Genomic DNA, 20,131 nt, shown 5'->3' on the forward strand with positions numbered 1-20,131 from the left:
ATCTGGCCCGTCGATGGTAGCGAGGGGAAGGGTTTCGGTGACATTCCGTCACTCTCACGAGTGATGAACTCCGGGGAACGGCACCCCGTGCGTTGACGTACGGAGGGGCGCTGACGTACGGAAGGGCCGCCCCTCCGCTGTGTGTGCGGAGGGACGGCCCTGTGGGTCCGTGCGGTGCGGCGCGGGTCAGGCGCTCAGGCGCTCGCCGGTGGAGGTGGAGAAGACGTGGGTCTCGCCCGGGCGGGGGACGACGTTCAGCGTCGCGCCGCGCTCGGGGACGTCACGGCTGTCCACGCGGATGACCAGGTCCTTGTCCTCGCCGCCGATCTGGGCGGTGCCGAAGATGTAGCCGTCGGCGCCGGTCTCCTCGACCACGTTGACGGTGACGGCCAGGCCCGCGTCCTTCTTCTCGTCGGCCTTCTCCAGCGAAGCGGCCTCGCCGTTGCCGGTGACGATGGCGAAGTGCTCGGGGCGGCAGCCGACGACGACGTGGGTGTCGCCCTTGGCCTGCGCCTCGGAGAGCGCGGTGCGCTCGACCGGGACGACGCTGTTGCCGAACTTCACGCCGCCGTCGGTGATCGGGACCTCGATCAGGTTCATGGCGGGGGAGCCGATGAAGCCGGCGACGAAGAGGTTGGCCGGCTTGTCGTACATGCGGCGCGGGGAATCGATCTGCTGGAGGAGCCCGTCCTTGAGGACCGCGACGCGGTCGCCCATGGTCATGGCCTCGACCTGGTCGTGGGTGACGTAGACCGTGGTGACGCCCAGGCGGCGCTGGAGGCCGGCGATCTGCGTACGGGTCTGGACGCGGAGCTTGGCGTCCAGGTTGGACAGCGGCTCGTCCATGAGGAACACCTGGGGCTCACGCACGATGGCGCGGCCCATCGCGACACGCTGCCGCTGGCCGCCGGAGAGGGCCTTCGGCTTGCGGTCGAGGTACTCGGTGAGGTCGAGGATCTTCGCGGCCTCTTCGACCTTGGTGCGGATGTCCGTCTTGTTGACGCCCGCGATCTTGAGCGCGAAGCCCATGTTTTGCGCGACGGTCATGTGGGGGTAGAGCGCGTAGTTCTGGAACACCATGGCGATGTCCCGGTCCTTCGGCGGCAGGTGGGTGACGTCGCGGTCACCGATGTGGATGGAGCCTCCGTTGACGTCCTCGAGACCCGCGAGCATGCGCAGGGAGGTGGACTTGCCACAGCCGGAGGGGCCGACCAGCACCAGGAACTCGCCGTCGGCGATCTGGATGTCCAGCTGGTCCACGGCGGGCTTGTCGCCGCCGGGGTAGATGCGGGTGGCCTTGTCGTAGCTGACCGTCGCCATTGTTCTGCTGTCTCCTTCTACCGGCAGGAACGTGCCGGACGATCCGAGTAGGAAGGTGTTACGCCCATATGTATGGACGGCTACCGCAACCTAACTCGCGGGGGGCCGGTCTGTCAGTACCTGGCGGTAAAAGAAAACCGTGTTAACGGAAGAATGCCGCGTACCGGTCACGGAGCGTGAGACGGGGGCCCCGGTCTGCGGATATCCCTCTCTGTGAGCGTGCGCGGCCGTGTACCCTGGAGCGGCTTCACAGCCCTGCCGCCTTAGCTCAGCCGGCCAGAGCAGCTGTCTTGTAAACAGCAGGTCGTCGGTTCGAATCCGACAGGCGGCTCGTACGGAAGGACCCCCTCGCCCGCCGGTGAGGGGGTCCTTCGTCTTCCGGAGCGCAGGACATCAGCGTTCACCCGACGTTCCCGCGCGGCCACTTTCTCCCCCCTTGTGCCGCATGGCAGATTCCGGTCGCGTCGTTCCCCACAGGCGGCCGGACGGCCGTCGGACGAAGGGTGATCCATGTCCTACGACTCTCCCCTCAGGTCACGCCGCGGCGTGCTGCTCGGGGCCGCCGCGGCCGGTGCGGGGCTCACGCTCGGGGCCGCCGGGCAGGCCGCCGCCCACCACCGGGGCACGGCCCCCGTGGTCGTCGCCGAGCAGGCGAGCAGGCGGCTGCTGGTGCTCGATCCCCGCGTGGACGTGTGGGACCCGGCGGCCGACCCGTCCGCCGTGCTGTGGGCGTTCTCGCCGCTGGGCGACCCGCGCTACCGCGACCTCGACCCGGACACGAGCTGGGTCTACCCCGACGAGGCCAAGGCGCGGCGCCTCGGAGGCCGGACGTACGTGCTGACCACGGCGTCCTTCGGCTTCGCGGCCGCCGTCGAGTACCCGACGGGGCGGCGGTACTGGGCGGGCGGCCTCGGCGCCGGGGACGACCTGCTCAACCCGCACACCGCCGAGATTCTGCCGGACGGCAACGTCGCGGTCGCGTGCAGCACGGGCGCCCTCGTCCGGCTGTTCGCCGCCTCGCTCGGCCCGCACGCCACGCGCTACACCGACGCCGAGCTGAAGGGCGCGCACGGGCTGCACTGGGATCAAGACCGCCGGGTGCTGTGGGCCCTGGGCGACGACGAGCTGGTCGCCTATGACGTCACGGGCACGCGGGTGCGTCCCGGCCTGCGGCGGCGGTTCGCGGTGCCGCTGCCCGTGGCCGCCCCCGGGACGACGGCGGGCGGGCACGACCTCGCCCCCGTGCTGGGGCGGCGGGGCCGCCTGTGGGTGACGACGAACGCCGCGGTGCACCAGTACGACATCGCGCGCCGGGCGTTCGTGCAGGACTTCCCCGGCGCGGGTGAGATCTCCCGGAGGTCGGTGAAGGCCGTCGGCGACGACCCGCGCACCGGGCAGGTGCTCAGCAACGTGCCGGAGGCGGGTCTGGAGGAGTCGTGGTGGACCACGACGGTGAGCCTGCACCGGCCCGCGGGCAGCAGGAAGCTGGTGGACGGCGGGATCTACAAGGCGCGTTGGTGGCTTCCCCGCTGAGCGCGGCGGGCGGCGGGGCGGTGGGCCCGTCCGGCTCGTCCGTCAGCCGTTGACGAGGTCGGTGGCGGCCCGGCCGAAGCCCTGGACGCGCGCGGTCGCGTTGTCGGTCCGCCACAGCAGGCCCCAGCGCAGGGGCGGGGCGTCGGTGAGGCGTACGTACGCCACGTCGGGGCGTACGTAGTAGCGCCTGGCCTGGGCGCCGACCGGGAAGACGCCGTGGCCCGCGCCGACGAGGGTGAGCACCTCGTTGAAGGTGGAGGCGGAGGGGCCCCGCGGGATGGGCCGCCCGGACGGTGTGGTGGGCGGGGTGCGGTCGAGGCGCAGGGCTTCGGACAGCGTGTCGGGGAGCTGCAGCATGGTGCTGCGGGCCAGGTCCTCCATGGAGACCGACGAGCGGCGGGCGAACGGGTGCTGGGCGGGGACGGCGAGCATGCGTGCCTCCGACACCAGGACGGGGCCGGTGGTGAATCCGGGTGCCTCGATGGGGAAGGTGGCCAGGGCCACGTCGATCCCGCCGTCGCGCAGCCACGGCATCAGGTCGGTCATCTGCGCCTCGCGGAGCTGGACGTCGCAGTCGGGGTGGCGGCGGCGGAACAGCTCGGTGACCTGCGCGAGCAGCTGTCCGCCCGCGGCGCCGACGAAGGCGACGCGCAGTGTGCCGGTCAGGCCGCGCCCGGCGGTGACGGCCTCCTGGAACGCCGTGGTGATCGCGTCCCAGGCGGGGCGCAGCCCCTCGGCCAGCCGCTGTCCCGCCGCCGTGAGTTCCACGCGGCGGCTGGTGCGGTTGAACAGCGGTGCCCCCGTGCGGCGTTCCAGTTTGGCGATCGTCTGGCTGACGCGGGCGGTGGTCACGTGCAGGCGCTCGGCGGTGCGGCCGAAATGCAGCTCCTCGGCGAGCGTGAGGAACGCCTCGATCTCGTGCCGTTCCAGCACGATCCCCTCCCGCCGTTAAGTCTGACTTCACGATCATTGTAAAGCGACTCCTTGATGTGCCCCTGTCCCCGGCCGAGGGTGGAACCGTTCGCACAACCCCTCTGACCTGCACGGGAGTACACATGTACGTCACCACTGGGCACGCCCTGGCGGCTCCGGCCACCGACCCGGAAGCCGTCGCCCGGGAGCTGCGCGACAGGACCGAGATCCTGGACGCGCTCCACCGGTTCGGCCTCGGCCAGGACCTGAAGGACGCGGACCTGTTCGCCTCGGCCTTCGCCGCCGACGCGGAGCTGGACTTCCGCCCGGCCGCCGCCAAGTGGGGCGGGCACCCGCCGCTGATGGCCGGCCGGGACACCATCGTCACCACGATCCTCGGCCTGTTCACGGACCGGGTGGAGACCACGCACCAGATCGCCAACCCCCGGATCACCGTCGGAGGCGACACCGCGCGCCTGACCGCCCTCGTGGAGGCGCAGCACCTGCTCGCCGGGGACCACGGCACCCGGGCCCTGCTGAAGAACCCCTACGACGTCCAGCTGGTCCGGGACGGCGACCGCTGGGTGATCCGCCACCTGCGCATCGACAACGCGTGGTTCACGGGCACCCCCACCGCCATCTTCGGCTGACCCCGCGCGTTACACCCCCGTTCCCCCTCCTCATCATCATGAAGGTGCGTCTCCATGTCCCCCGCCCTCCCGGCCCCGCCCGGGTTCCGCCGCCCGGCCCTCGCGCTGGCGCTGCTCGCGTTCGCGCAGCTGATCATCTCCCTCGACTACAACATCGTGTACGTGGCGCTGCCCGAGATCGGTGACGACCTCGGCTTCTCCGCGCAGAACCTCCAGTGGGTGATCAGCGCGTACGCGGTGGCGTTCGGTGGGTTCCTGCTGCTGGGCGGCCGGGCCGTGGACCTGTTCGGGCCGCGCCGGGTGTTCACGCTGGGGCTCGCGCTCTACGGGGCGGCGTCCCTGGCGGGCGGCCTGGCCGGGGAGCCCCTGCCGCTCATCGCGGCCCGCGCCGTGCAGGGCCTCGGCGGTGCGCTGCTGTTCCCCGCCACGCTGACGCTGGTGTCCACCGGCTTCGCCGAAGGCCGCGACCGCAACCGGGCGTTCGCGGTCTGGGGCACCGCGGGTGGCAGCGGCATGATCCTCGGGTCGCTGCTGGGCGGCGTCCTCAGCGAGGCGTTCGGCTGGACCGCGGTCTTCTACGTCAACGTGCCGCTGGCCGCCGCCGCCGTCCTGCTGACCCCGCCGCTGGTCCCGGCCGACGCCGCGCGGACGACCGGCCGCCGCTTCGACCTGGCCGGGGCCCTCACCTCCACCGGCGGGATCACGCTCGTGGTCCTCACCCTGGTCCAGGGGCCCGTGTCCGGCTGGGGCGACCCGGCCGTGGTGGGCGCGGCCGTGCTCGGTGCGGCGCTGCTGGCGGCGTTCGCGCTCGTCGAGGCGCGCGGCGCCGACCCGCTGCTGCCGCTGGGGCTGCTGCGCGGCCGTGACCTGCGGACCGGCGCGCTCGTCACGTTCCTCTCCATGGCCACCTTCGGGACGCTGCTGTACTTCCTGACCGTCTACTTCCAGGTGGTGCACGGCTACGGGGCGCTGCGCACCGGGCTGGCGTTCCTGGTGCCGATGGCGGCCATCGTCGCCGGATCGCAGCTCGCCGGACGGCTGGCCACCGTGCGCGGGACCCGGACCGCGATGATCGCCGCGCTGGCCGTCGGCGGCGTCGGCGCCCTCGTCGTCGGGGCGAGCCTGTCCACGGGCGGCTCCTACGCGGCGCTGCTGCCCGGCCTGGTCGTCCTCGGCGCCGGCCAGGGCGCCGGTTACACGCTGATGTTCGGCGCCGCGACCACCGGCACCCCCGCCGGGCAGCAGGGCGTGGCCTCCGCGATCGCCTCCACCGCCCAGCAGATCGGCGGCGCGGTCGGGCTGGCCGTCCTCGTCGCGGTCGCCAACCGGCACACGGGCGGCCTGAGCGGTGACGCGCTGCTCGCCGAGACGACGAGCGGCCTGCGTACGGCCGTGTTCGCCGCGGCGGCGGGGATCGCCGTCACCGCGCTGGTCGCGGCCGGGTTCACGCCCGCGCGCCGCCGTACACCGCCCGTCGCCACCGGCGCGGGCGCCACCGCCTGACCCTCCCTCCCACCGACACGAGGAACACCATGAACGAGCCGACCACCCTCCGCACCATCCTCCGCACCGCCGTCCGGGGCCGCGTGTGGCTGCCGGGCGACCCCGGCTTCGACGCCGCCCGCCGCCCCTGGAACCTCGCCGTCGAGCAGCCCGTGGCCGCCGTCGTCGAGGCCGCCGACGCCGACGACGTCGCCGCGCTCGTCCGGTACGCCGGACCGGCCGGACTCGGCGTCGCCACCCAGCCGAACGGGCACGGCGCGAGCGGGCGCACCGAGGGCACCGTCCTGCTGCGCACCACCCGGCTCGACGGCCTGGACATCGACCCCGCCGCGCGGCGCGCCCGTATCGGCGCCGGGGTGCGGTCGGGGCAGGTGCAGGCGGCCGCCGCGCCGCACGGGCTGACGGGGCTGCCGGGCAGTTCGCCGGTCGTCAGCGTCGCCGGTGTGGCGCTCGGCGGGGGCCTGAGCTGGTTCGGCCGCGCGTACGGCTGGGTGGCGGACAGCGTCACCGCGTTCGACGTCGTGGACGCGGACGGCCGCGCCCGGCACGTCACGGCGGACGGCGACCCGGACCTGTTCTGGGCGCTGCGCGGCGGCGGCGGGGACTTCGCCGTCGTCACCGGCCTCGAACTGGCCCTGCGCCCGGCGCCCCGCCTGTTCGGCGGCCGGACGCTGTGGGCGGCCGGGCACGCCGCCGAGGTGATGGACGCGTACCGGCGGATCACCGCCGAGGCGCCGGACGGGCTGACCGTCTGGCTCGACCTGCTGCACTTCCCCGGCGCCGAGCCGATGGTCGCCGTGGACGCCACCTACCTCGGCGACGAGGCGGAGGCACGCGCCCTGCTGGCCCCGCTGACCCGGCTGCCCGCGCCGTTGTCCGACAGCATGCGGGAGATGGAGGTCTCCGAACTGGGCGGCATCACCGCCGAACCCACCGACCCGGGCCCCGGCCTGTCGCGCGCCGAACTGCTCACCGTGCTCGACGACACCGCGGCCAAGACACTGCTCGCCGATCCCATGGCGCCGCTGCTCAGCGTCCAGATCCGGCACCTGGGCGGCGCGTTCACCCAGCCGTCCGACTCCCCGCACGGGCCGCTCACCGAGCCGTACGCGCTCTACATGTTCGGCGTCCCCACCGACCCGGCCGCCGCGCGGGCCGTCGCCGACAGGCAGCGCGCCTTCGCCGAGGCCCTGCCGGTCAGCGGACGCAAGCCCCTGTCGTTCCTCAACCCGTCCGAGACGGTGGCCGACGCGTTCACCGCCGAGACGCTGACCCGGCTGCGCGCGGTCAAGCGCCGCTACGACCCGCGCGGCATGTTCCGCAGCGACTTCCCCGTGGAGGGGTGACGGGGAGTCATAACGACGAGGACGGCGGCGGTCAGGGTGACCGCCGCCAGGGTCAGCAGGGCGTAGAGGGTGGGGTTCACCCAGGAGGGGACGACCTCCACGCCCTGGCACACCGTGCTGAGCGGGAAGCGGGTCTGCGTCTCGGGCCGGACGTTGGCTCCCACGCTGTAGCGGCACACGTCTTCGGGATCCAAGAAGGCGGTCGCGTACGTCGCTTCGGCGTAGACCCGGAACAGGAGCGCCGCGCACACGGACAGGCAGCACACCAGGGCCAGGGGGCGGGGGCTTGCGAGGCGCGGCCGACCGCCTTCGCGTAACCGCTGCACGGTGTGAGCCGTGAGCAGGCCGAGGGCGATGACGGTGGCGGGCAGCGCCAGGAGGGTGGCGGAGTCAAGTTGGGCGTCCATGCGGCATGGTCGCACGCGTTCCGCTGCTGTGTGGACCTGCGGGATCAGGGGGCCGCCGCGCGGCGTACCCCGATGACGACGGCGGCGGTCATGGTGACCGCGGCGAAGGCCAGCAGGCCGAAGAAGGTGGGGTTCACCCACGCCGGTACGAGTTCGACGCCGTCGCAGACCACGCTGAGCGGGATCGTCGTCTCGCGTTCGGGTTCGCCGTGGTAGTCCGTGTAGTTGGCGCAGAGGTGGCGGGGGCGGAAGCTGTAGGCGTACTCGTACCTTGCCCACGTCCGGAACATCCCCGCCCCGCACGCGGTCAGGATGGCGCCCATCGCCAGGGGGAAGGGGCTGGCGAGGCGCGGGCGGCCGCCCTCGCGCAACCGCCGTACCGCGTGCGTGATCAGGCCGAGGAGGGAACCGGCCGCGAAGATCGGTAAGGGGAAGAGGAAGACGAGTATGAGCATGCCGCATGGTCGCACGGCATAGGGTGGAACGCCGTGGAACTCTGGGGAGCGCGCCTGTACGGCGATCCGTGCCGTGACTGCGGGTTCGCGTGGTCGCTGACGCCGCGCGGGGCCGTGGAGTTGGTGACGGCGCTGCCCGCGCGGTACGCCGCGCTGACCGAGGGGCGGCGGGGGGACGAACGGCTCCCCGGGCTCGCGTGGAACGTCACCGCGTACGTCAGCCACGTCACCGACAACCTCCGTAACTGGGCCGAACGGCTCGCCGCCGCGCGGCTGTCGGACGCGCGGCACGTCCCCGGCTACGACCAGGACCTGCTGGCGCGGGCGCGGCGCTACGACGAGGTGCCGCTGGCGGGCGCGCTGTGGTCGCTGCGGTGGGCGGTCGCCGCGTGGGCGGAGTCGGTGTCGGCGGCGCTGGACACGGGGATCGTGCTCGAACACGCGGCGCGGGGCGGACAGTCCGCCGAGGACGTCGCGCTGAACAACGCCCACGACGCGGCGCACCACGCGTGGGACATCGCCCGCATCCTCGCCTACACGGACGAGCGGGTCATCGGCTGACGTCCTGTTCCAGGGCCTCGGCGAGGGTGACGGCCGGGCAGCCGAGGGCCTCGGCCAGCGCGGATCGCTGTCGTTCGGTCAGCGCCGACGGTGCGACGAAGACGGCGAGTTGTGCGCCCGTTCGCTCGCGGAGTTCCGCCGCCTCGCGGACCTTGCCGGGGCCGAGGACCGTCCTGGGGGAGAGGGGCAGCGCCATCTTCCGCACCCCGCCGTGCGAGACGCCGCGGCGCTGCACGATCCGGCCGGTGACGCGGGCGCCGCGCGCGGTCAGCTGGTCCGCGGCGGCGTCCATGCGGGCGGCGAAGTCCTTCTGGTCGCCGGGAAAGTAGCCGACGAGGAGGACGGCCGGGCGTTCCGGAGGCATGGACGGCACGATAGGCGACCCGCTGCTCCCCGGGGGGTCGGGATCAGGACTTGTCGGCCGTCCCGACGAGCCGCAGGGCCCGGCGCGGGGCCGTCGGTTGCCGCAGCCCGAGGGCGACGCCCGCCGCGACGATCAGCGCGCCCGCGACGTCGGCGGGACCTGCCCCGCCGAGGCCGAGCACGACGGTGGTGAGCAGCGCGCCGATGGGCACGAGCCCGGCGAACAGCCCGGCGCGGTCCGCGCCGAGGCGGCGCAGCGCGTCGTACCAGAGGAAGAAGGCGGCGGCGGTGACGATCGCGCCGAGGTAGACGAACGCGGCGCCTTCGCCGAGGGTGGGCGCGCGCAGGGAGGCCGTGCCGTCCAGCGCGAGGCCCGCGGCCAGCAGCAGGGGGACGGACAGCGCGGCGGGATAGGCGGCGACCCGCAGGGGGCCGAGCCTGGGCAGCAGCGGGACGGCGAGCAGGGAGAAGGCGACCTCCCCGGCGAGCGCGCCGAGCGACAGCAGGAGGCCGGTCGGGCTGCCCGAGCCGAGGCCCGCGGCGACGGCCGCGCCGAGCGCGACGACGGTCGCGGCGCCGACGGTCCTGGCGGCGGGGCGCCGCCGTTCCGCGAGCGGCCCGACGAGGGCGAGCACGAGGGGGACGGCGCCGACGACGGTGGCGATCATGGCGGGCCCGGCGTGGCGGGTGGCCTCGACGAGGAAGAGGTTGAACCCGGCCAGGCCGGTGGCGGCCAGCGCCGCCAGCAGCAGGATGTCGCGCGGGGTCAGGCGGACACGGGGCAGGCGCTGGTGGCGCACGACGGCGAGCAGGATCGCGGCGGCGAGGGCGTAGCGCAGGGCCTGCCCGGTGAGGACGGGGTAGTCGGCGATGGTGGCGGAGACGGCCGTGGAGGTGCCCACCAGCAGCATCGCCGAGGCCGCGCCGACGGGGGCGGGGACGGATCTCACGCGGCGTGCTCCTGCTGCGGGGCCGGGGTGGCGGCCGGAGGGGTGAGGACCTTGCGGGTGACGCGTTCGGCGAGGGCGGCGACCAGGGTGCGGGGGCGGCGGGGCGTGAGGTGGGCGTTCAGGGCGTTGCCGAAGCCGGGGACGATCCAGGCGCGGTCGCGGTCCAGCGCGCGGAGCGTGGCGCGTACGACGGGCTCGGGGGTGGTCATGGAGCCGGTGACGGCGGCCTTGCGGGTGCCGATGGTGTCGAAGAACGCGGTCTCGACGGGGCCGGGGCACAGCGTGAGCACGCGGATGCCGCGCCGCCGGTACTCCTGGCGCAGGGCGAGGCCGAAGTTGAGGACGAACGCCTTGGCCGCCCCGTAGACGGCGAAGTAGGGGGACGGCTGGAAACCGGCGTTGGAGGCGACGTTGACGACCGCGCCGTGGCCGCGCGCCAGCATGCCGGGCAGCAGCTGGTGGGTGAGGTCCACGAGCGCGACGACGTTGACCATCAGCTGGTCGTGGTCCCTGGCCGCCGGGATCTCCTCGAAGCGGCCGCAGGTGCCGAAGCCGGCGTTGTTGACCAGCAGGTCGACGTCCAGGCCGCGGGCGGCCAGCTCCCCGGCGACGCGGTGGGCGGCGTCCGGCTCGGCGAGGTCCTGCACGAGGACGTGGGCGCGGACGCCGTGCTCGGCGGTCAGGCGCTCGGCCAGGGCGGCGAGCCGGTCGGCCGACCGCGCGACGAGGACGACCTCGTGGCCCTGGGCGGCGAGCTGGGCGGCGAACTCGGCGCCGAGGCCGGACGAGGCTCCGGTGATGAGCGCGGTGCGGGGCATGGCTTTCCCTTCGGTCGAGCGGCGCTGGGCGCTAACTGGGATGAGACAGTACCGATAATCCGTAGAAACGCAACAGTGACGATGCAGTTAGTGGCGAGAACGCATCGGGGCTGTAGGATCTGTCGCGGAAACCGGGCAGACCGGCGGGCGGTCGAGTGGGAGGCGTGATGGGTGAGACGGCGGCGCGGCCGTTGCGGGCGGACGCGGAACGCAGCGTGCGCGCGGTGCTGGAGGCGGCCGAGCGGGTGCTCGCCGAGGACCCCGGCGCGTCCATGGAGCAGATCGCGGCGGCCGCCGGGGTGGCCAGGACGACGATCCACCGGCGGTTCGCCAACCGGCAGGCGCTGATCGAGGCGCTGGCGTCGTCGGCGGCCCGCCAGCTCGTCCAGGCCGTGGAGGACGGCAGGCCGGACACGGCGCCGCCGCTGGTGGCGATGCACCGGATCACCGCCAACGTCCTGCAGGTCAAGAGCGCCTGGGCGTTCGCGCTTGAGCAGTCGGCCGACGCGGGCGGCGAGGCCGCCGCGCTCCACGAGGCCATCGCCCGCCGCTGCGTCGCCGTGCTGGAGCGGGCGCGGGCGGACAAGCTCATCGACGAGGCGGCCGACCTCGACTGGGTGCGCCGGGTCTACTACGCGCTCATCGGGGAGTCCCTGCGCGACGCCGCCGACGGCGCCGACCCGGACGCGCTCGCGGCCCGCGTCATCGACACCCTGCTACGCGGCGCGGCACCCCGCGCGTAACGCCCGCGACGGCGGCCCGCCCGTGACAAGCAGTGCCTTTTGCCCCCGCGGAACGCCGACGCGGCGCGCACGCGGGATGTCCCCGAGCCCGCGAACGTACCTGTGGACGGCCCGTTCCCGCTCCGGCTGACGGCAAGGGCGGACGTGCTCCGTCGCCGTTCGGCCGTGACGCGGGCCAGGAGGCCGCAGTGCGCCGCCCGGCCCGGTCGGTGACGCTGGATTAGCGTGCCGGCCATGACATCGAAGATCGCCTTGATCACCGGGGCCAACAAAGGAATCGGTCTGGAGACGGCCAGGCAGCTGGCCGCGCTCGGCGTGACCGTTCTGGTCGGTGCGCGCGACGAGGGACGCGGCCGTGAGGCCGAGGGCCTGCTGCGGCGGGAGGGGGCTGATGCCCGTTTCGTTCAGCTCGATGTGACCGATGAGGAGTCCATCGGACGGGCGGCGTCGTGGATCGGGGCGGAGTTCGGCCGCCTGGACATCCTGGTCAACAACGCGGGCACCTCCACCCTGTCGCGGCGCAGGACCCTGCCCAGCGAAACCTCGCTCGCGGACATGCGGGCGGTCTACGAGATCAACGTCTTCGGCGTGGTCGCGGTGACCAACGCGATGCTGCCGCTGCTGCGCCGCGCCGATGCCGCGCGGATCGTGAACGTGTCGAGCGAGGTCGGCTCGATCTCTTCCCAGACCGGTACGACCAGCCCGCTGAGCCGGATGCCGCCCTCGGCGCAGTACCCGTCGTCCAAGACGGCGGTCAACATGCTCACCGCGATGTACGCCAAGGAACTGCGGGACACCCCCATCAAGGTCAACGCGGCCAACCCCGGCTTCACCGCCACGGACTTCACCGACAACCGTGGTGTGCGAACGGCCGCCGAAGGGGCCGAGGCCAGCGTGCACCTCGCCACCCTGCCCGAGGACGGCCCCACGGGAATCCTGTGGGGCCACCTCTGGACCACCGAAGGCGACGGGGACGGCGGGTACGGCACCATCGCCTGGTAGCGGCTTGCCCCGCAGAGGCCCCGGCGGGACCTCGCCGGGGCACCGCGGTCAGCCGGCGTAGGGGTTGCCGCCGAGCCAGGTGGTGCCGTCGATCAGTTCGCGTGCCGCGTCCAGATGGCCGCAGTGGCAGGCGACTTCGACGATCACGTGGAGCAGGACGTGCCGCACGTCGGGCAGCCGCCAGACCGGCCAGATCTCCACGGGCCAGGCGGCGGGCTCCTGTTCGGGCGCGGCGGTGGCGAGTACGGCGTCCGCGCGGGCGATGGCCGCCCGGTAGCCGTCGAAGACCTTCCCGGCGGTCATCCCCTCGGGTACGGACCAGTGCGCCTCGGCGCCCGCCGCGAGCTGCCCGGCCACGTCCGGGTCGCCCGCGATCACGCCGGGGAACCAGAAGCGTTCGACGTCCATGGTGAGGTGGTGCACCAGCCCCAGGCAGCTCCAGCCGCTCGGCAGCACCGGCCGCCGCAGGTTCTCGTCCGAGAGCCCGTCGAGGATGCCGAGGACGTGCTCGCGCTGGCGGTTCAAAGCGCCTTTGAGGGCGGCTAGTTCGGCGTTCACCGGGCGGCGCACAGGTCGGCGAGGCGTTCCAGGGTGCTCGTCATCTGCCCCTGCCACCAGGCGCGTCCGCTGTCCACTTCCGCGCGTTTGTCCTCCGGCAGGCGTGAGCCGTCGAAGGTCTCGGTCACGACTGTCGCCCCAGGCCCGTCCGGGGCCAGGTCGAAGATCCACCGGTGGCCCCAGGCGTTCTCCGGCGCGGTGGCGTCGGGGTGGCCGCGACCTGGCCTCGGCTCCCAGCCGATGCGGCGGTCCGGCTCGTACGCGACGACGTGGTTGCGCATCTCATAGTCGCCGTGGCGCTCGGCGTGCATCCGCATCACGAAGACATCGCCGACGCCCGAGATCGCGGCGGCGAAGTCCCCGCCGCGCAGCATCCCCGACCCGTCGAAGTCCCGGTGCCGCCCGGGATCGGCCAGGGCCCGGAAGACGTCCCCCGCTGATGCCTCGACTCGCCGGGACACCGCCACGACGGCCTCACCTGTCGCAGCCACCCACCGCACCTCCTTCGACGCTCGCCCCGGACGTTACACCGGGGGTACGACAACGCCTGTGTGTGCTCAGGCGCGGGTGGCGCCTGGGGCCAGATGACGTGTACGTCGAGTCCGGTGTCGCGTGCATGGACGGCGACGAACCGGTCGGCGCGGCGCAGGAGTTCCTTCCCGGCCCGCCGTGTCGAAGGGCATGACGATCACCTCGGAGGCGGGCCCCGATCAGTCGGTCGTACAGGTGGGCGTGCTGCGGCTTGACCTTGCGGTCCCGGTAGTCGCGCGACGGCGTGACGACGACCAGCCGCCCGCCACGCTCCAGCACGGCCTCGTCGGAGAGGGCGATGTGTCCGGTGACGGAGAGCGTTGTCATAGGGGCCCTCGGGGAAACCAGGCGTGGCGGGTGCATGCGAAGTCGTCCTGGGGGTGGCCGAGGAGTTCGGCCTCTATGGCCCAGTAGATGCGGTGGCGACCGTCGCTGAGGCCATTGGAGAGCTGTGGGCGGACGACCAGGCGGTCCGCACGGTGGCGGACTGGAGCATCGGCGCGCTGACCGACCTGGTGGGCGTGGTGACCACGGCGAACGGCTAGAAACACCGCACCCGCGCGTCATCCGGCATCACTACCTATCACCGCAGGAGCCCACGAGTGCACCCCACACCACGAAAGGTGAAAGTAAGCAAAGTCCACCCGGACCTCTCCTAGACCCGCAGGTCACGAACTCTGCTCCCCGCACACGCGGGGGTGTTCCCAGGACTTCAACATCGTCCTGCTGATGCACACCTTCCTCCCCGCCTCCTGCCACCGGGCAGGGTCTACGCTGTGGGCTGCGGCCACCCCATGATCTTCGTTTCTCTACACAGTTCACGGCGATCATGGTGGCTGTAGCCGTCTTCTCACCGGCCCTGACGAGCCAACATGCGATCTGTACCTGGAGTAGGCGGCGGTCGAAGGGGCGATGCAGGCGCGCCGCCCCGTATGCAGGAGGTCGTATGCGACGTGGCGAAGTCTGGTGGGCGGATTTCAACGAGCAGCGGGCAGTCGTACTGCTGTCGGGAGAAGAGGCGTCCGGTTTCCTGGTGATGCAGGTCGTCGCTCCCGCGGGCACCGATATCAGCGGTGTGGCCGTTGAGGTGGCAGTAGGTGCCCCCGAAGGACTGCCTTTCGAAGGCGTCTTGAGAGTCGCACTTCCACGTCCCGGCCTCATCCCTTGCACTTGGCTGGTCACCCTGGCCAGAGAAGACCTGATCGGGCAGGCGGGCGTCCTGCCGTCCGCGAAGCTCAGCGAGATCGAGGATGCCCTTCGTCTCGGTGGACTCAAGTAGGCAGAGAGGGACGAACGCCGCCGATGGCGCGGCCGGTCTCGTCGAAATGGTCAATGGTGGCCGCGCCCGTATCGGTAGTGCGGTTCAGCGCTGGCGGATCGCCGACCGCAGCGCGTCGATCAACTCGGGCGCGGGGGACTCGTCGTAGGGCTGCCCGTACAGGACCGACAGCGGGATGCCCAGGCCCGGTCACCGATCTCGATCTTGCTCAGGAGGGACTTGGAGATCATCGGGCGGTCGGCCGGCCTCTGTTGACCCCATCCCCGCGCCTTCCGCTGGGTGGCGATGTTCCCGCCGACCGCCGTGGGTGCGCTGGCAGCGTGCATGCCCGAAGAGCCTGCCCACCGGGGAGGCGCAGCACAGGCCCTCTTGGCGAAGTGCTTCTGCCGGACGGAGCTATCCGGCCACAGCGGGACGCCGAACGGTCGGGGCGGCCGAAGAACTACGGGTCCGAGGTGTGACGACCTGATCGAGAAGCCGGAGGCATACGTCAGCGGGTGCGACGAGGCTGCCAGGTTCTGCCGATGGATCCACTTAGGCACCCCGCTCAAGGCCGTCTGGACAACACTCCTCCACCAACTTCCGGGGTACGGCCGCCGAACCGGGGTCCGACGGGCTTGCGGTGTGGCAGGCGGCGGCCATATGTACGGACACCTACTACCGGGACGACTGCGGCACGGCCGCCGAGCCACTGCCTGCCCTTGTACGGTCCGCTCGGTGCGGCGAACGAGCGGGCGGTCAGGCGCGGGTGGCGCCTGAGGGCCAGACGACATCCACACCGAGTCCGGCACCACGCGCCTCAGCGACGGTGGCGGCCGTCCCACCCCGGCCTCCGGGTTGGGCGGGTACGCCGTCCCAGATGGCGACGAACCGGTCGGCGCGGCGCAGGAGTTCCTTCCCGGCGGCCTCGTACGCTTCCCGGCTTGCCGTGTCGAACGGCATGACGATCACCTCGGAGGCGGCCCCGATCAGTCGGTCGTACTGGTCGGCGTGCTGCGGCTTGACCTTGCGGTCCCGGTAGTCCCGCGACGGTGTGACGACGACCAGCCGTCCGCCGCGTTCCAGGACTGCTTCGGCGAACAGGCTGTCCGCCCCGGCGGCGATGCACGAGACACCGACGAGTTCCCCCGGCTCGTACGCCGCGAGCAGTTCCCGCAGCGCGGTGCGGACGAGGGGAACGGTCTCGTCGGCGAGATCCATGTGGCCGGTGACGGACAGCGTTGCCATGGGGGCCTTCAGGGGTTGAGGTGGTGGGGGCGGTACGGCTGTGGTTAGTCTCGCCGTGTGGCGGTTCGTGCGGTGGTGTTCGATGTGGGTGAGTGTCTGGTGGACGAGACCCGCGAGTACGGTTCGTGGGCGGACTGGCTGGGTGTTCCCCGGCATACGTTCGCCGCGCAGTTCGGTGCGACGATCGCGCGGGGGCTGGACTACCGGGAGACGTTCCAGGTGTTCCGTCCCGGCTTCGATCTGGCGGTGGAGCGGGAGAAGCGGGCGGCGGCCGGGCAGCCGGAGATGTACGGGGAGGGCGACCTCTACCCGGACGTACGTCCTGCGCTGGGCGCGTTGCGTGAGGCCGGTCTGTGGCTGGGTATCGCGGGGAACCAGACGGTCCGTTCCGGGCGTATCCTGCGCGAGCTGTTCGCCGCTGATGTGGATCTGATCGGCACGTCCGACGACTGGGGTGTCAGCAAGCCTGATCCGGAGTTCTTCCGCCGCGTGGCCGGGGCGACGCCGTTCGAGGCGGCGGAGATCCTGTATGTCGGTGACCGGCTGGACAACGACGTGGAACCCGCCATGGCCGCCGGTATGCACACCGCCCTGATCCGGCGCGGCCCCTGGGGCACTATCCAGCAGCACGACCCCGCCACCGAACGCGCGACCATGCGCATCAACAGCCTCCTCGAACTGGCCGCTCTAATCCGGAAGTTCAGACCTTACCCAGGGCGCTGACGGTCGTGGACCATCCGTAGAGCCGGTCGTCCAGCTCACGGACGCACCCCTCCGACTCCCAGGGCTTGAGGGCGCGCCGCACCTCGCGAACGCGATCCATTCCCATCGCGTACCAGGTCTCGGAGAGCTGGTCGAGCGCTTCGGACGCGTAGCGGCACGCCTCTTCGGGACGGTTCGCTGCTGCCTCGACAGCGGCGAGGTCGCCCAGGATCACCGTGCGCTGCTTGCCGTCCCGCAACGCGGTGACGACCCCGAGGAGCGTTTCCCGGGCCTGTGGCAGATGTCCGGCGCGCAGTTGAGCGTTCCCCTTGAAGGCGGCCAGCCGGATAGCGTCGAACCAGTCCATCCACGCAGGCGTCGTGTGAGGTGCCCCGGTGGCGAGGACATCCTCGGCGTGTCCGAGTAGGTGAAGTGCCGCCCGGTTGTCACCACAACGCGTCAGGCACTCAGCCTCCACCGCGTCCAGCCAAGCCCAGACCTCGGCGCTCGCGGGCGCGCGGCGAGCATAGGTACGCGCTGCCGTCATCCGCTCCGCGACCTTCTCCCGATCACCAACCCAGCCCGGGATGAACGCTGTATGCGCGAGGATCGCTGCGCCGAGCAAAGCATCATCGGCCTCCCCGGCAGCTTGCAGCGCTTGCACCAGGGTCTCCTGTGCCAAGGCAGAGTCCCGGAGGTCGAAGAACTCGATCCTGCCTGCGAGGAGGAAACTTTCCGCCAGCGCGGCGGCCATGGTCCGACGTGGCGCACCACTGGTCTGGGGCAGCAGCGCACAGCCAAGACGGGCATGCTCCATGACTGTGGCATGGAGCACGGAAGGTACGACACTCCAGTACAGACGACGGTGAGCTCGGGTGATCGTCGCGAAGTCCGTTGCGGCTGTGTCCGGTTGAGACACCGTGGTCTCCACCGGTACAGGTGGCCTCCGTCCCGAGGCAGCACCGGATGGGCGCGCACCTGTCTCTTGTCCCCACGGCGGGGTGAAGCCGAGTTCCCGGATGTCCTGGCCGAGCACATGTGTGAGAAGCCGCTGGCAATCGGGTTGCGGCCACGGCGGGTTCGCCGACTCCCAACGCCGGACCTGCCGGACTCCCACCATGAGCCCTCTGATCCCCAGTTCCCGAGCAGCGGCGGAAAGCGCGTCCGCAAGTGCCTGTTGAGAGACGAACCCAGCGGCGATGCGCGCTGCCTTCAAGCGAGTGTTTCCGGTTGGCCGTGACATGGCTTCCCTCCCAGCAGACAGGTCGATCTCCCGACCATGCTCGCATGTGGTCCCCTCAGAGGACGCTGTGCGCCCGAAGGATGGAACAGAAGTCCTCTTCACGTCATGCAAGAGTCCTCTATCGGTCCTCGAAGAGGCCGTTGCGGCGCTCCATCATTGCGTTCACAAACTGCGATCGAGGAGCTACGCATGCCGCATCGCTACCATCCGTCCCCAGCCTCCCGCACCTTGAACGCTCACTGGCTTCCCCCCGACGGCCAGGTGCGTATTCGGCCGCTGGGGGAGGTGTTTGATGCGGTGCGGGTGCCGTCTTTCCAGGGGCTGTACGCGTTTCACCGTCTGCGGTTGGCCGGGATCAGCGGGCCGGTGATTGAGGATCCGGCGCATGGGGTCATGTACTGGCTGGTGCCGCCGGGTTCGGCGAACGACCGTGGGTGGCCGCCCGGTGCGTTGGCGTTGGGGCGGGGGTATTGCCTCGCTGTTCCGGCCGCCGATCGGGTCGGGGGTCCGTGGGTTGGGGATGGTGAGGTGCGGTGGCTGGTGGTGCCGCCCGCCGGTGACTGCCTGACCGATCCGGAGGTGCTGTACCTGGCGTTGGGGCGGGTGTTCGGGGGTCGTTGTGGATGAGATGCCGCGTCCTGGGCCGCGTTACCTGACGGTGGCGCCGGTGCGGGAGGAGAACCCCAAGATCACCGTCATCACCGGCCTGGAAGGGCCCGTCCTCCCCCGCCCGGAGGCCGAGGCCGAGGGCGACGAGCCTGAGGGTGGTGAGGGGGAGTGAGTCTGCTGCCGCGTTGTATGTACTGCGAAGCGACGGCCGGTGAGTTGGTGGCGGTGGCGTTGGTTGCGTCGGGCTCGGGGCCGGGGTGGACGTATCAGGCGTGCTTGTCGTGCCGGGTCTCGGAGAGGCTGGTGCCGTTGGTTGCGCACCCGTCCGACTCGTGGGGTGGGATGCACTACTGGCCCGACGTCGTTCCTCACGAGTTGGTGGTGCGGCTGGCCGGGTTGGGGAGTGCGTCGGAGTTGCGGCCGGTGGTTGATCGGTTGTTTCCGGCGGTGGCTGCGGTGTTCCGGCGGGAGGTTGCCCAGTCGGCTGTCGAGGATGCCGTGGCCGACCTGTGGGCTGCTGTGCCGGTGGAGGAGTCGTGATGCCGCATGCCGCCCGGCTTTTCACCGGTGGTGAGGCGGACGCGGCCCGGGAGTGGGCGTGTGCGGAGTTGGGGCGGTGGGGGTGGGCGGGTGCGGTGCCGGTGGTGGATGTGTTGATCGCGGTGGCGCGTTCGCGGCGGCCGTGGTGGCTGAGTCTGCGTGATCACGGGGACGCGTTGAACGTTCAGGTGTTGCGGGCGCGGACTGCTCGGACCATCCGGTTGCCGGGGCGGGTTGCCGGGGTTGATGACCTCGTGTGGACGTTCGGGACCGTCCCCACTCCGGACGGTCTCTGCATATGGACCACCATCACTCCAACGGGACCCACGATGCCGTCGGAACCGCCGGTTGCGCACCCTCCTCCCCGCACCCCCGGGCAGCTCGGCGCGTGGACCGGTTCCTCCCCGTCCCGGCGGGGGTTGCTGTCCGGGGGGTGAGCCCCCGGTGTCGGGTGGGTTGCCTGTCGTGGACACTGGGCCGGTGGATGGGCGTGAGTGGTTTTACGACAACGACGATGAACTGCCCCCCGGCACCGGTGACGAGGCGCCCGCCGGGGCGCTCGCCGCGCAGTGGATGTCGGTGGACCGCGTCTACTGCCTCGACTGGCGCCACTTCACCGACGCCCACTGGGACGGCCTCGACCGCATCTACCGCGCCCTCCCCGGCTGGCGGGCCGATCTGCCGGACGCCGCCCGCTGGTTCGCGGGCGAGGAGGGCGGCGACCCGTACCTGTGGGCCTCCGTCGAGCCGCCCGGACTCCAGGTCGCGGGCGGGCTGACGGCGGGGGTGTGGTGGGACTGGGACGTGCAGTTCCGGCGGGCGGTCGCGGCGGCCGGGCTGCCGCGTGCCGTGCCGGGCTGACGCGGCCCGTCAGCCCCG

The 20,131-nt window shown here is 72.0% G+C and carries 25 protein-coding genes and 1 tRNA gene; 15 read left to right on the forward strand and 11 right to left on the reverse strand.

The annotated features are described in order from the left end of the window. Nucleotides 1-186: 186 nt before the first annotated feature. Nucleotides 187-1,320 carry a sn-glycerol-3-phosphate ABC transporter ATP-binding protein UgpC gene (locus tag ACIBPC_RS27015; protein ID WP_362961297.1) on the reverse strand — a complete coding sequence of 378 codons (1,134 nt, stop codon included), beginning with the start codon at nucleotides 1,318-1,320 and terminating at the stop codon, nucleotides 187-189. Between the two features lie 257 nt (nucleotides 1,321-1,577). Between ACIBPC_RS27015 and ACIBPC_RS27020 the strand changes: the two genes are divergently transcribed. After that, nucleotides 1,578-1,651 (forward strand) — tRNA-Thr (locus ACIBPC_RS27020). 179 nt (nucleotides 1,652-1,830) lie between these two features. Continuing rightward, nucleotides 1,831-2,853 carry a DUF6528 family protein gene (locus ACIBPC_RS27025; RefSeq protein WP_398848206.1) on the forward strand — a complete coding sequence of 341 codons (1,023 nt, stop codon included), beginning with the start codon at nucleotides 1,831-1,833 and terminating at the stop codon, nucleotides 2,851-2,853. A 42-nt stretch (nucleotides 2,854-2,895) separates the two neighbouring features. Here the strand turns inward: ACIBPC_RS27025 and ACIBPC_RS27030 are convergent, their stop codons facing one another. Beyond that, nucleotides 2,896-3,786, reverse strand: coding sequence for a LysR family transcriptional regulator (locus tag ACIBPC_RS27030; RefSeq protein ID WP_398848208.1), 891 nt, complete (start codon nucleotides 3,784-3,786; stop codon nucleotides 2,896-2,898). Between the two features lie 122 nt (nucleotides 3,787-3,908). Between ACIBPC_RS27030 and ACIBPC_RS27035 the strand changes: the two genes are divergently transcribed. The 3 genes from ACIBPC_RS27035 to ACIBPC_RS27045 are packed head-to-tail and all read left to right on the forward strand — an operon-like array spanning nucleotide 3,909 to nucleotide 7,264. After that, the gene (locus tag ACIBPC_RS27035; protein ID WP_398848210.1) at nucleotides 3,909-4,415 is read left to right on the forward strand and encodes a nuclear transport factor 2 family protein; all 507 of its coding nucleotides are present in this window, start codon (nucleotides 3,909-3,911) and stop codon (nucleotides 4,413-4,415) included. Nucleotides 4,416-4,469: 54 nt separating this feature from the next. Then, nucleotides 4,470-5,918 carry an MFS transporter gene (locus tag ACIBPC_RS27040; protein WP_398848212.1) on the forward strand — a complete coding sequence of 483 codons (1,449 nt, stop codon included), beginning with the start codon at nucleotides 4,470-4,472 and terminating at the stop codon, nucleotides 5,916-5,918. 29 nt (nucleotides 5,919-5,947) lie between these two features. After that, entirely contained in the window at nucleotides 5,948-7,264 is a 1,317-nt protein-coding gene (locus ACIBPC_RS27045) for an FAD-binding oxidoreductase (protein ID WP_398848214.1), read from the forward strand. Here ACIBPC_RS27045 and ACIBPC_RS27050 read toward each other — a convergent pair. Continuing rightward, nucleotides 7,216-7,671 (reverse strand): hypothetical protein, encoded by a 456-nt coding sequence (locus tag ACIBPC_RS27050; protein WP_398848216.1) that lies wholly within the window; start codon nucleotides 7,669-7,671, stop codon nucleotides 7,216-7,218. The genes ACIBPC_RS27045 and ACIBPC_RS27050 overlap by 49 nt on opposite strands. A 44-nt stretch (nucleotides 7,672-7,715) precedes the next feature. Then, a complete protein-coding gene (locus tag ACIBPC_RS27055) occupies nucleotides 7,716-8,126 on the reverse strand; it encodes a hypothetical protein (protein ID WP_398848217.1) in 411 nt (136 codons plus the stop codon). Nucleotides 8,127-8,159: 33 nt separating this feature from the next. Here ACIBPC_RS27055 and ACIBPC_RS27060 point away from each other — a divergent pair, with 33 nt between their 5' ends. Beyond that, the gene (locus tag ACIBPC_RS27060; protein WP_362961305.1) at nucleotides 8,160-8,687 is read left to right on the forward strand and encodes a hypothetical protein; all 528 of its coding nucleotides are present in this window, start codon (nucleotides 8,160-8,162) and stop codon (nucleotides 8,685-8,687) included. Here ACIBPC_RS27060 and ACIBPC_RS27065 read toward each other — a convergent pair. Genes ACIBPC_RS27065 through ACIBPC_RS27075 form a run of 3 tightly spaced genes read right to left on the reverse strand, consistent with a single transcriptional unit; the run spans nucleotide 8,677 to nucleotide 10,818 of the window. After that, a complete protein-coding gene (locus ACIBPC_RS27065; RefSeq protein ID WP_398848219.1) occupies nucleotides 8,677-9,051 on the reverse strand; it encodes a hypothetical protein in 375 nt (124 codons plus the stop codon). The genes ACIBPC_RS27060 and ACIBPC_RS27065 overlap by 11 nt on opposite strands. A gap of 43 nt (nucleotides 9,052-9,094) precedes the next feature. Then, nucleotides 9,095-10,000 carry an EamA family transporter gene (locus tag ACIBPC_RS27070; protein WP_398848221.1) on the reverse strand — a complete coding sequence of 302 codons (906 nt, stop codon included), beginning with the start codon at nucleotides 9,998-10,000 and terminating at the stop codon, nucleotides 9,095-9,097. Beyond that, nucleotides 9,997-10,818 (reverse strand): SDR family NAD(P)-dependent oxidoreductase, encoded by an 822-nt coding sequence (locus tag ACIBPC_RS27075; RefSeq protein WP_398848223.1) that lies wholly within the window; start codon nucleotides 10,816-10,818, stop codon nucleotides 9,997-9,999. Before ACIBPC_RS27075 ends, ACIBPC_RS27070 begins: the two co-directional genes overlap by 4 nt. Nucleotides 10,819-10,985: 167 nt before the next feature. On the opposite strand from ACIBPC_RS27075, the gene ACIBPC_RS27080 reads away from it, so the two are divergent. Together ACIBPC_RS27080 and ACIBPC_RS27085 are read left to right on the forward strand one after the other, a co-directional pair. Next, nucleotides 10,986-11,561, forward strand: coding sequence for a TetR/AcrR family transcriptional regulator (locus ACIBPC_RS27080; protein ID WP_398848225.1), 576 nt, complete (start codon nucleotides 10,986-10,988; stop codon nucleotides 11,559-11,561). A gap of 234 nt (nucleotides 11,562-11,795) precedes the next feature. Continuing rightward, complete coding sequence (locus ACIBPC_RS27085) at nucleotides 11,796-12,563, forward strand: SDR family oxidoreductase (protein ID WP_398848226.1); 768 nt, start codon at nucleotides 11,796-11,798, stop codon at nucleotides 12,561-12,563. A 48-nt stretch (nucleotides 12,564-12,611) separates the two neighbouring features. On the opposite strand, the gene ACIBPC_RS27090 is transcribed toward ACIBPC_RS27085, so the two are convergent. Together ACIBPC_RS27090 and ACIBPC_RS27095 are read right to left on the reverse strand one after the other, a co-directional pair. Further along, nucleotides 12,612-13,121: a DinB family protein gene (locus tag ACIBPC_RS27090; protein WP_398848228.1), complete on the reverse strand. Its 510-nt coding sequence runs from the start codon at nucleotides 13,119-13,121 to the stop codon at nucleotides 12,612-12,614. Next, entirely contained in the window at nucleotides 13,118-13,612 is a 495-nt protein-coding gene (locus tag ACIBPC_RS27095; protein ID WP_398848230.1) for an SRPBCC family protein, read from the reverse strand. The genes ACIBPC_RS27090 and ACIBPC_RS27095 overlap by 4 nt, the downstream gene beginning before the upstream one ends. A gap of 459 nt (nucleotides 13,613-14,071) precedes the next feature. Between ACIBPC_RS27095 and ACIBPC_RS27100 the strand changes: the two genes are divergently transcribed. Next, entirely contained in the window at nucleotides 14,072-14,197 is a 126-nt protein-coding gene (locus ACIBPC_RS27100) for a hypothetical protein (RefSeq protein ID WP_398848232.1), read from the forward strand. A gap of 401 nt (nucleotides 14,198-14,598) precedes the next feature. After that, the gene (locus ACIBPC_RS27105) at nucleotides 14,599-14,931 is read left to right on the forward strand and encodes a type II toxin-antitoxin system PemK/MazF family toxin (RefSeq protein WP_398848234.1); all 333 of its coding nucleotides are present in this window, start codon (nucleotides 14,599-14,601) and stop codon (nucleotides 14,929-14,931) included. A gap of 738 nt (nucleotides 14,932-15,669) precedes the next feature. On the opposite strand, the gene ACIBPC_RS27110 is transcribed toward ACIBPC_RS27105, so the two are convergent. After that, the gene (locus ACIBPC_RS27110; RefSeq protein WP_398848236.1) at nucleotides 15,670-16,158 is read right to left on the reverse strand and encodes a hypothetical protein; all 489 of its coding nucleotides are present in this window, start codon (nucleotides 16,156-16,158) and stop codon (nucleotides 15,670-15,672) included. Between the two features lie 57 nt (nucleotides 16,159-16,215). Here ACIBPC_RS27110 and ACIBPC_RS27115 point away from each other — a divergent pair, with 57 nt between their 5' ends. Further along, complete coding sequence (locus ACIBPC_RS27115; protein WP_398848237.1) at nucleotides 16,216-16,881, forward strand: HAD family hydrolase; 666 nt, start codon at nucleotides 16,216-16,218, stop codon at nucleotides 16,879-16,881. Here ACIBPC_RS27115 and ACIBPC_RS27120 read toward each other — a convergent pair. Next, on the reverse strand, nucleotides 16,859-18,103 hold the full coding sequence (locus tag ACIBPC_RS27120; protein WP_398848238.1) for a transcriptional regulator: 1,245 nt from the start codon (nucleotides 18,101-18,103) through the stop codon (nucleotides 16,859-16,861). The genes ACIBPC_RS27115 and ACIBPC_RS27120 overlap by 23 nt on opposite strands. Before the next feature lie 189 nt (nucleotides 18,104-18,292). On the opposite strand from ACIBPC_RS27120, the gene ACIBPC_RS27125 reads away from it, so the two are divergent. The 4 genes from ACIBPC_RS27125 to ACIBPC_RS27140 all read left to right on the forward strand — a co-directional run bounded on the left by ACIBPC_RS27125 (nucleotide 18,293) and on the right by ACIBPC_RS27140 (nucleotide 20,113). After that, the gene (locus ACIBPC_RS27125) at nucleotides 18,293-18,730 is read left to right on the forward strand and encodes a hypothetical protein (protein ID WP_398848239.1); all 438 of its coding nucleotides are present in this window, start codon (nucleotides 18,293-18,295) and stop codon (nucleotides 18,728-18,730) included. A gap of 1 nt (nucleotide 18,731) precedes the next feature. Continuing rightward, the gene (locus ACIBPC_RS27130) at nucleotides 18,732-18,884 is read left to right on the forward strand and encodes a hypothetical protein (protein ID WP_398848241.1); all 153 of its coding nucleotides are present in this window, start codon (nucleotides 18,732-18,734) and stop codon (nucleotides 18,882-18,884) included. A gap of 170 nt (nucleotides 18,885-19,054) precedes the next feature. Continuing rightward, complete coding sequence (locus ACIBPC_RS27135) at nucleotides 19,055-19,252, forward strand: hypothetical protein (protein WP_398842849.1); 198 nt, start codon at nucleotides 19,055-19,057, stop codon at nucleotides 19,250-19,252. A gap of 480 nt (nucleotides 19,253-19,732) precedes the next feature. Further along, nucleotides 19,733-20,113: a hypothetical protein gene (locus ACIBPC_RS27140; RefSeq protein ID WP_398848243.1), complete on the forward strand. Its 381-nt coding sequence runs from the start codon at nucleotides 19,733-19,735 to the stop codon at nucleotides 20,111-20,113. Nucleotides 20,114-20,131 lie beyond the last annotated feature (18 nt).

It is taken from the genome of Streptomyces sp. NPDC049879, from assembly GCF_044461265.1.
GTDB lineage: Bacteria > Actinomycetota > Actinomycetes > Streptomycetales > Streptomycetaceae > Streptomyces.

Bases quoted from the DNA above. Each gene is read 5' to 3' on its own strand.
- ACIBPC_RS27080 (WP_398848225.1), top strand. From the start codon at position 10,986: ATGGGTGAGACGGCGGCGCGGCCGTTGCGGGCGGACGCGGAACGCAGC.
- ACIBPC_RS27135 (WP_398842849.1), top strand. From the start codon at position 19,055: ATGCACTACTGGCCCGACGTCGTTCCTCACGAGTTGGTGGTGCGGCTG.
- ACIBPC_RS27085 (WP_398848226.1), top strand. From the start codon at position 11,796: ATGACATCGAAGATCGCCTTGATCACCGGGGCCAACAAAGGAATCGGT.
- ACIBPC_RS27015 (WP_362961297.1), bottom strand. From the start codon at position 1,320: ATGGCGACGGTCAGCTACGACAAGGCCACCCGCATCTACCCCGGCGGC.
- ACIBPC_RS27035 (WP_398848210.1), top strand. From the start codon at position 3,909: ATGTACGTCACCACTGGGCACGCCCTGGCGGCTCCGGCCACCGACCCG.
- ACIBPC_RS27110 (WP_398848236.1), bottom strand. From the start codon at position 16,158: ATGGCAACGCTGTCCGTCACCGGCCACATGGATCTCGCCGACGAGACC.
- ACIBPC_RS27105 (WP_398848234.1), top strand. From the start codon at position 14,599: ATGCGACGTGGCGAAGTCTGGTGGGCGGATTTCAACGAGCAGCGGGCA.
- ACIBPC_RS27120 (WP_398848238.1), bottom strand. From the start codon at position 18,103: ATGTCACGGCCAACCGGAAACACTCGCTTGAAGGCAGCGCGCATCGCC.
- ACIBPC_RS27130 (WP_398848241.1), top strand. From the start codon at position 18,732: ATGCCGCGTCCTGGGCCGCGTTACCTGACGGTGGCGCCGGTGCGGGAG.
- ACIBPC_RS27125 (WP_398848239.1), top strand. From the start codon at position 18,293: ATGCCGCATCGCTACCATCCGTCCCCAGCCTCCCGCACCTTGAACGCT.
- ACIBPC_RS27055 (WP_398848217.1), bottom strand. From the start codon at position 8,126: ATGCTCATACTCGTCTTCCTCTTCCCCTTACCGATCTTCGCGGCCGGT.
- ACIBPC_RS27065 (WP_398848219.1), bottom strand. From the start codon at position 9,051: ATGCCTCCGGAACGCCCGGCCGTCCTCCTCGTCGGCTACTTTCCCGGC.
- ACIBPC_RS27075 (WP_398848223.1), bottom strand. From the start codon at position 10,818: ATGCCCCGCACCGCGCTCATCACCGGAGCCTCGTCCGGCCTCGGCGCC.
- ACIBPC_RS27045 (WP_398848214.1), top strand. From the start codon at position 5,948: ATGAACGAGCCGACCACCCTCCGCACCATCCTCCGCACCGCCGTCCGG.
- ACIBPC_RS27050 (WP_398848216.1), bottom strand. From the start codon at position 7,671: ATGGACGCCCAACTTGACTCCGCCACCCTCCTGGCGCTGCCCGCCACC.
- ACIBPC_RS27025 (WP_398848206.1), top strand. From the start codon at position 1,831: ATGTCCTACGACTCTCCCCTCAGGTCACGCCGCGGCGTGCTGCTCGGG.
- ACIBPC_RS27040 (WP_398848212.1), top strand. From the start codon at position 4,470: ATGTCCCCCGCCCTCCCGGCCCCGCCCGGGTTCCGCCGCCCGGCCCTC.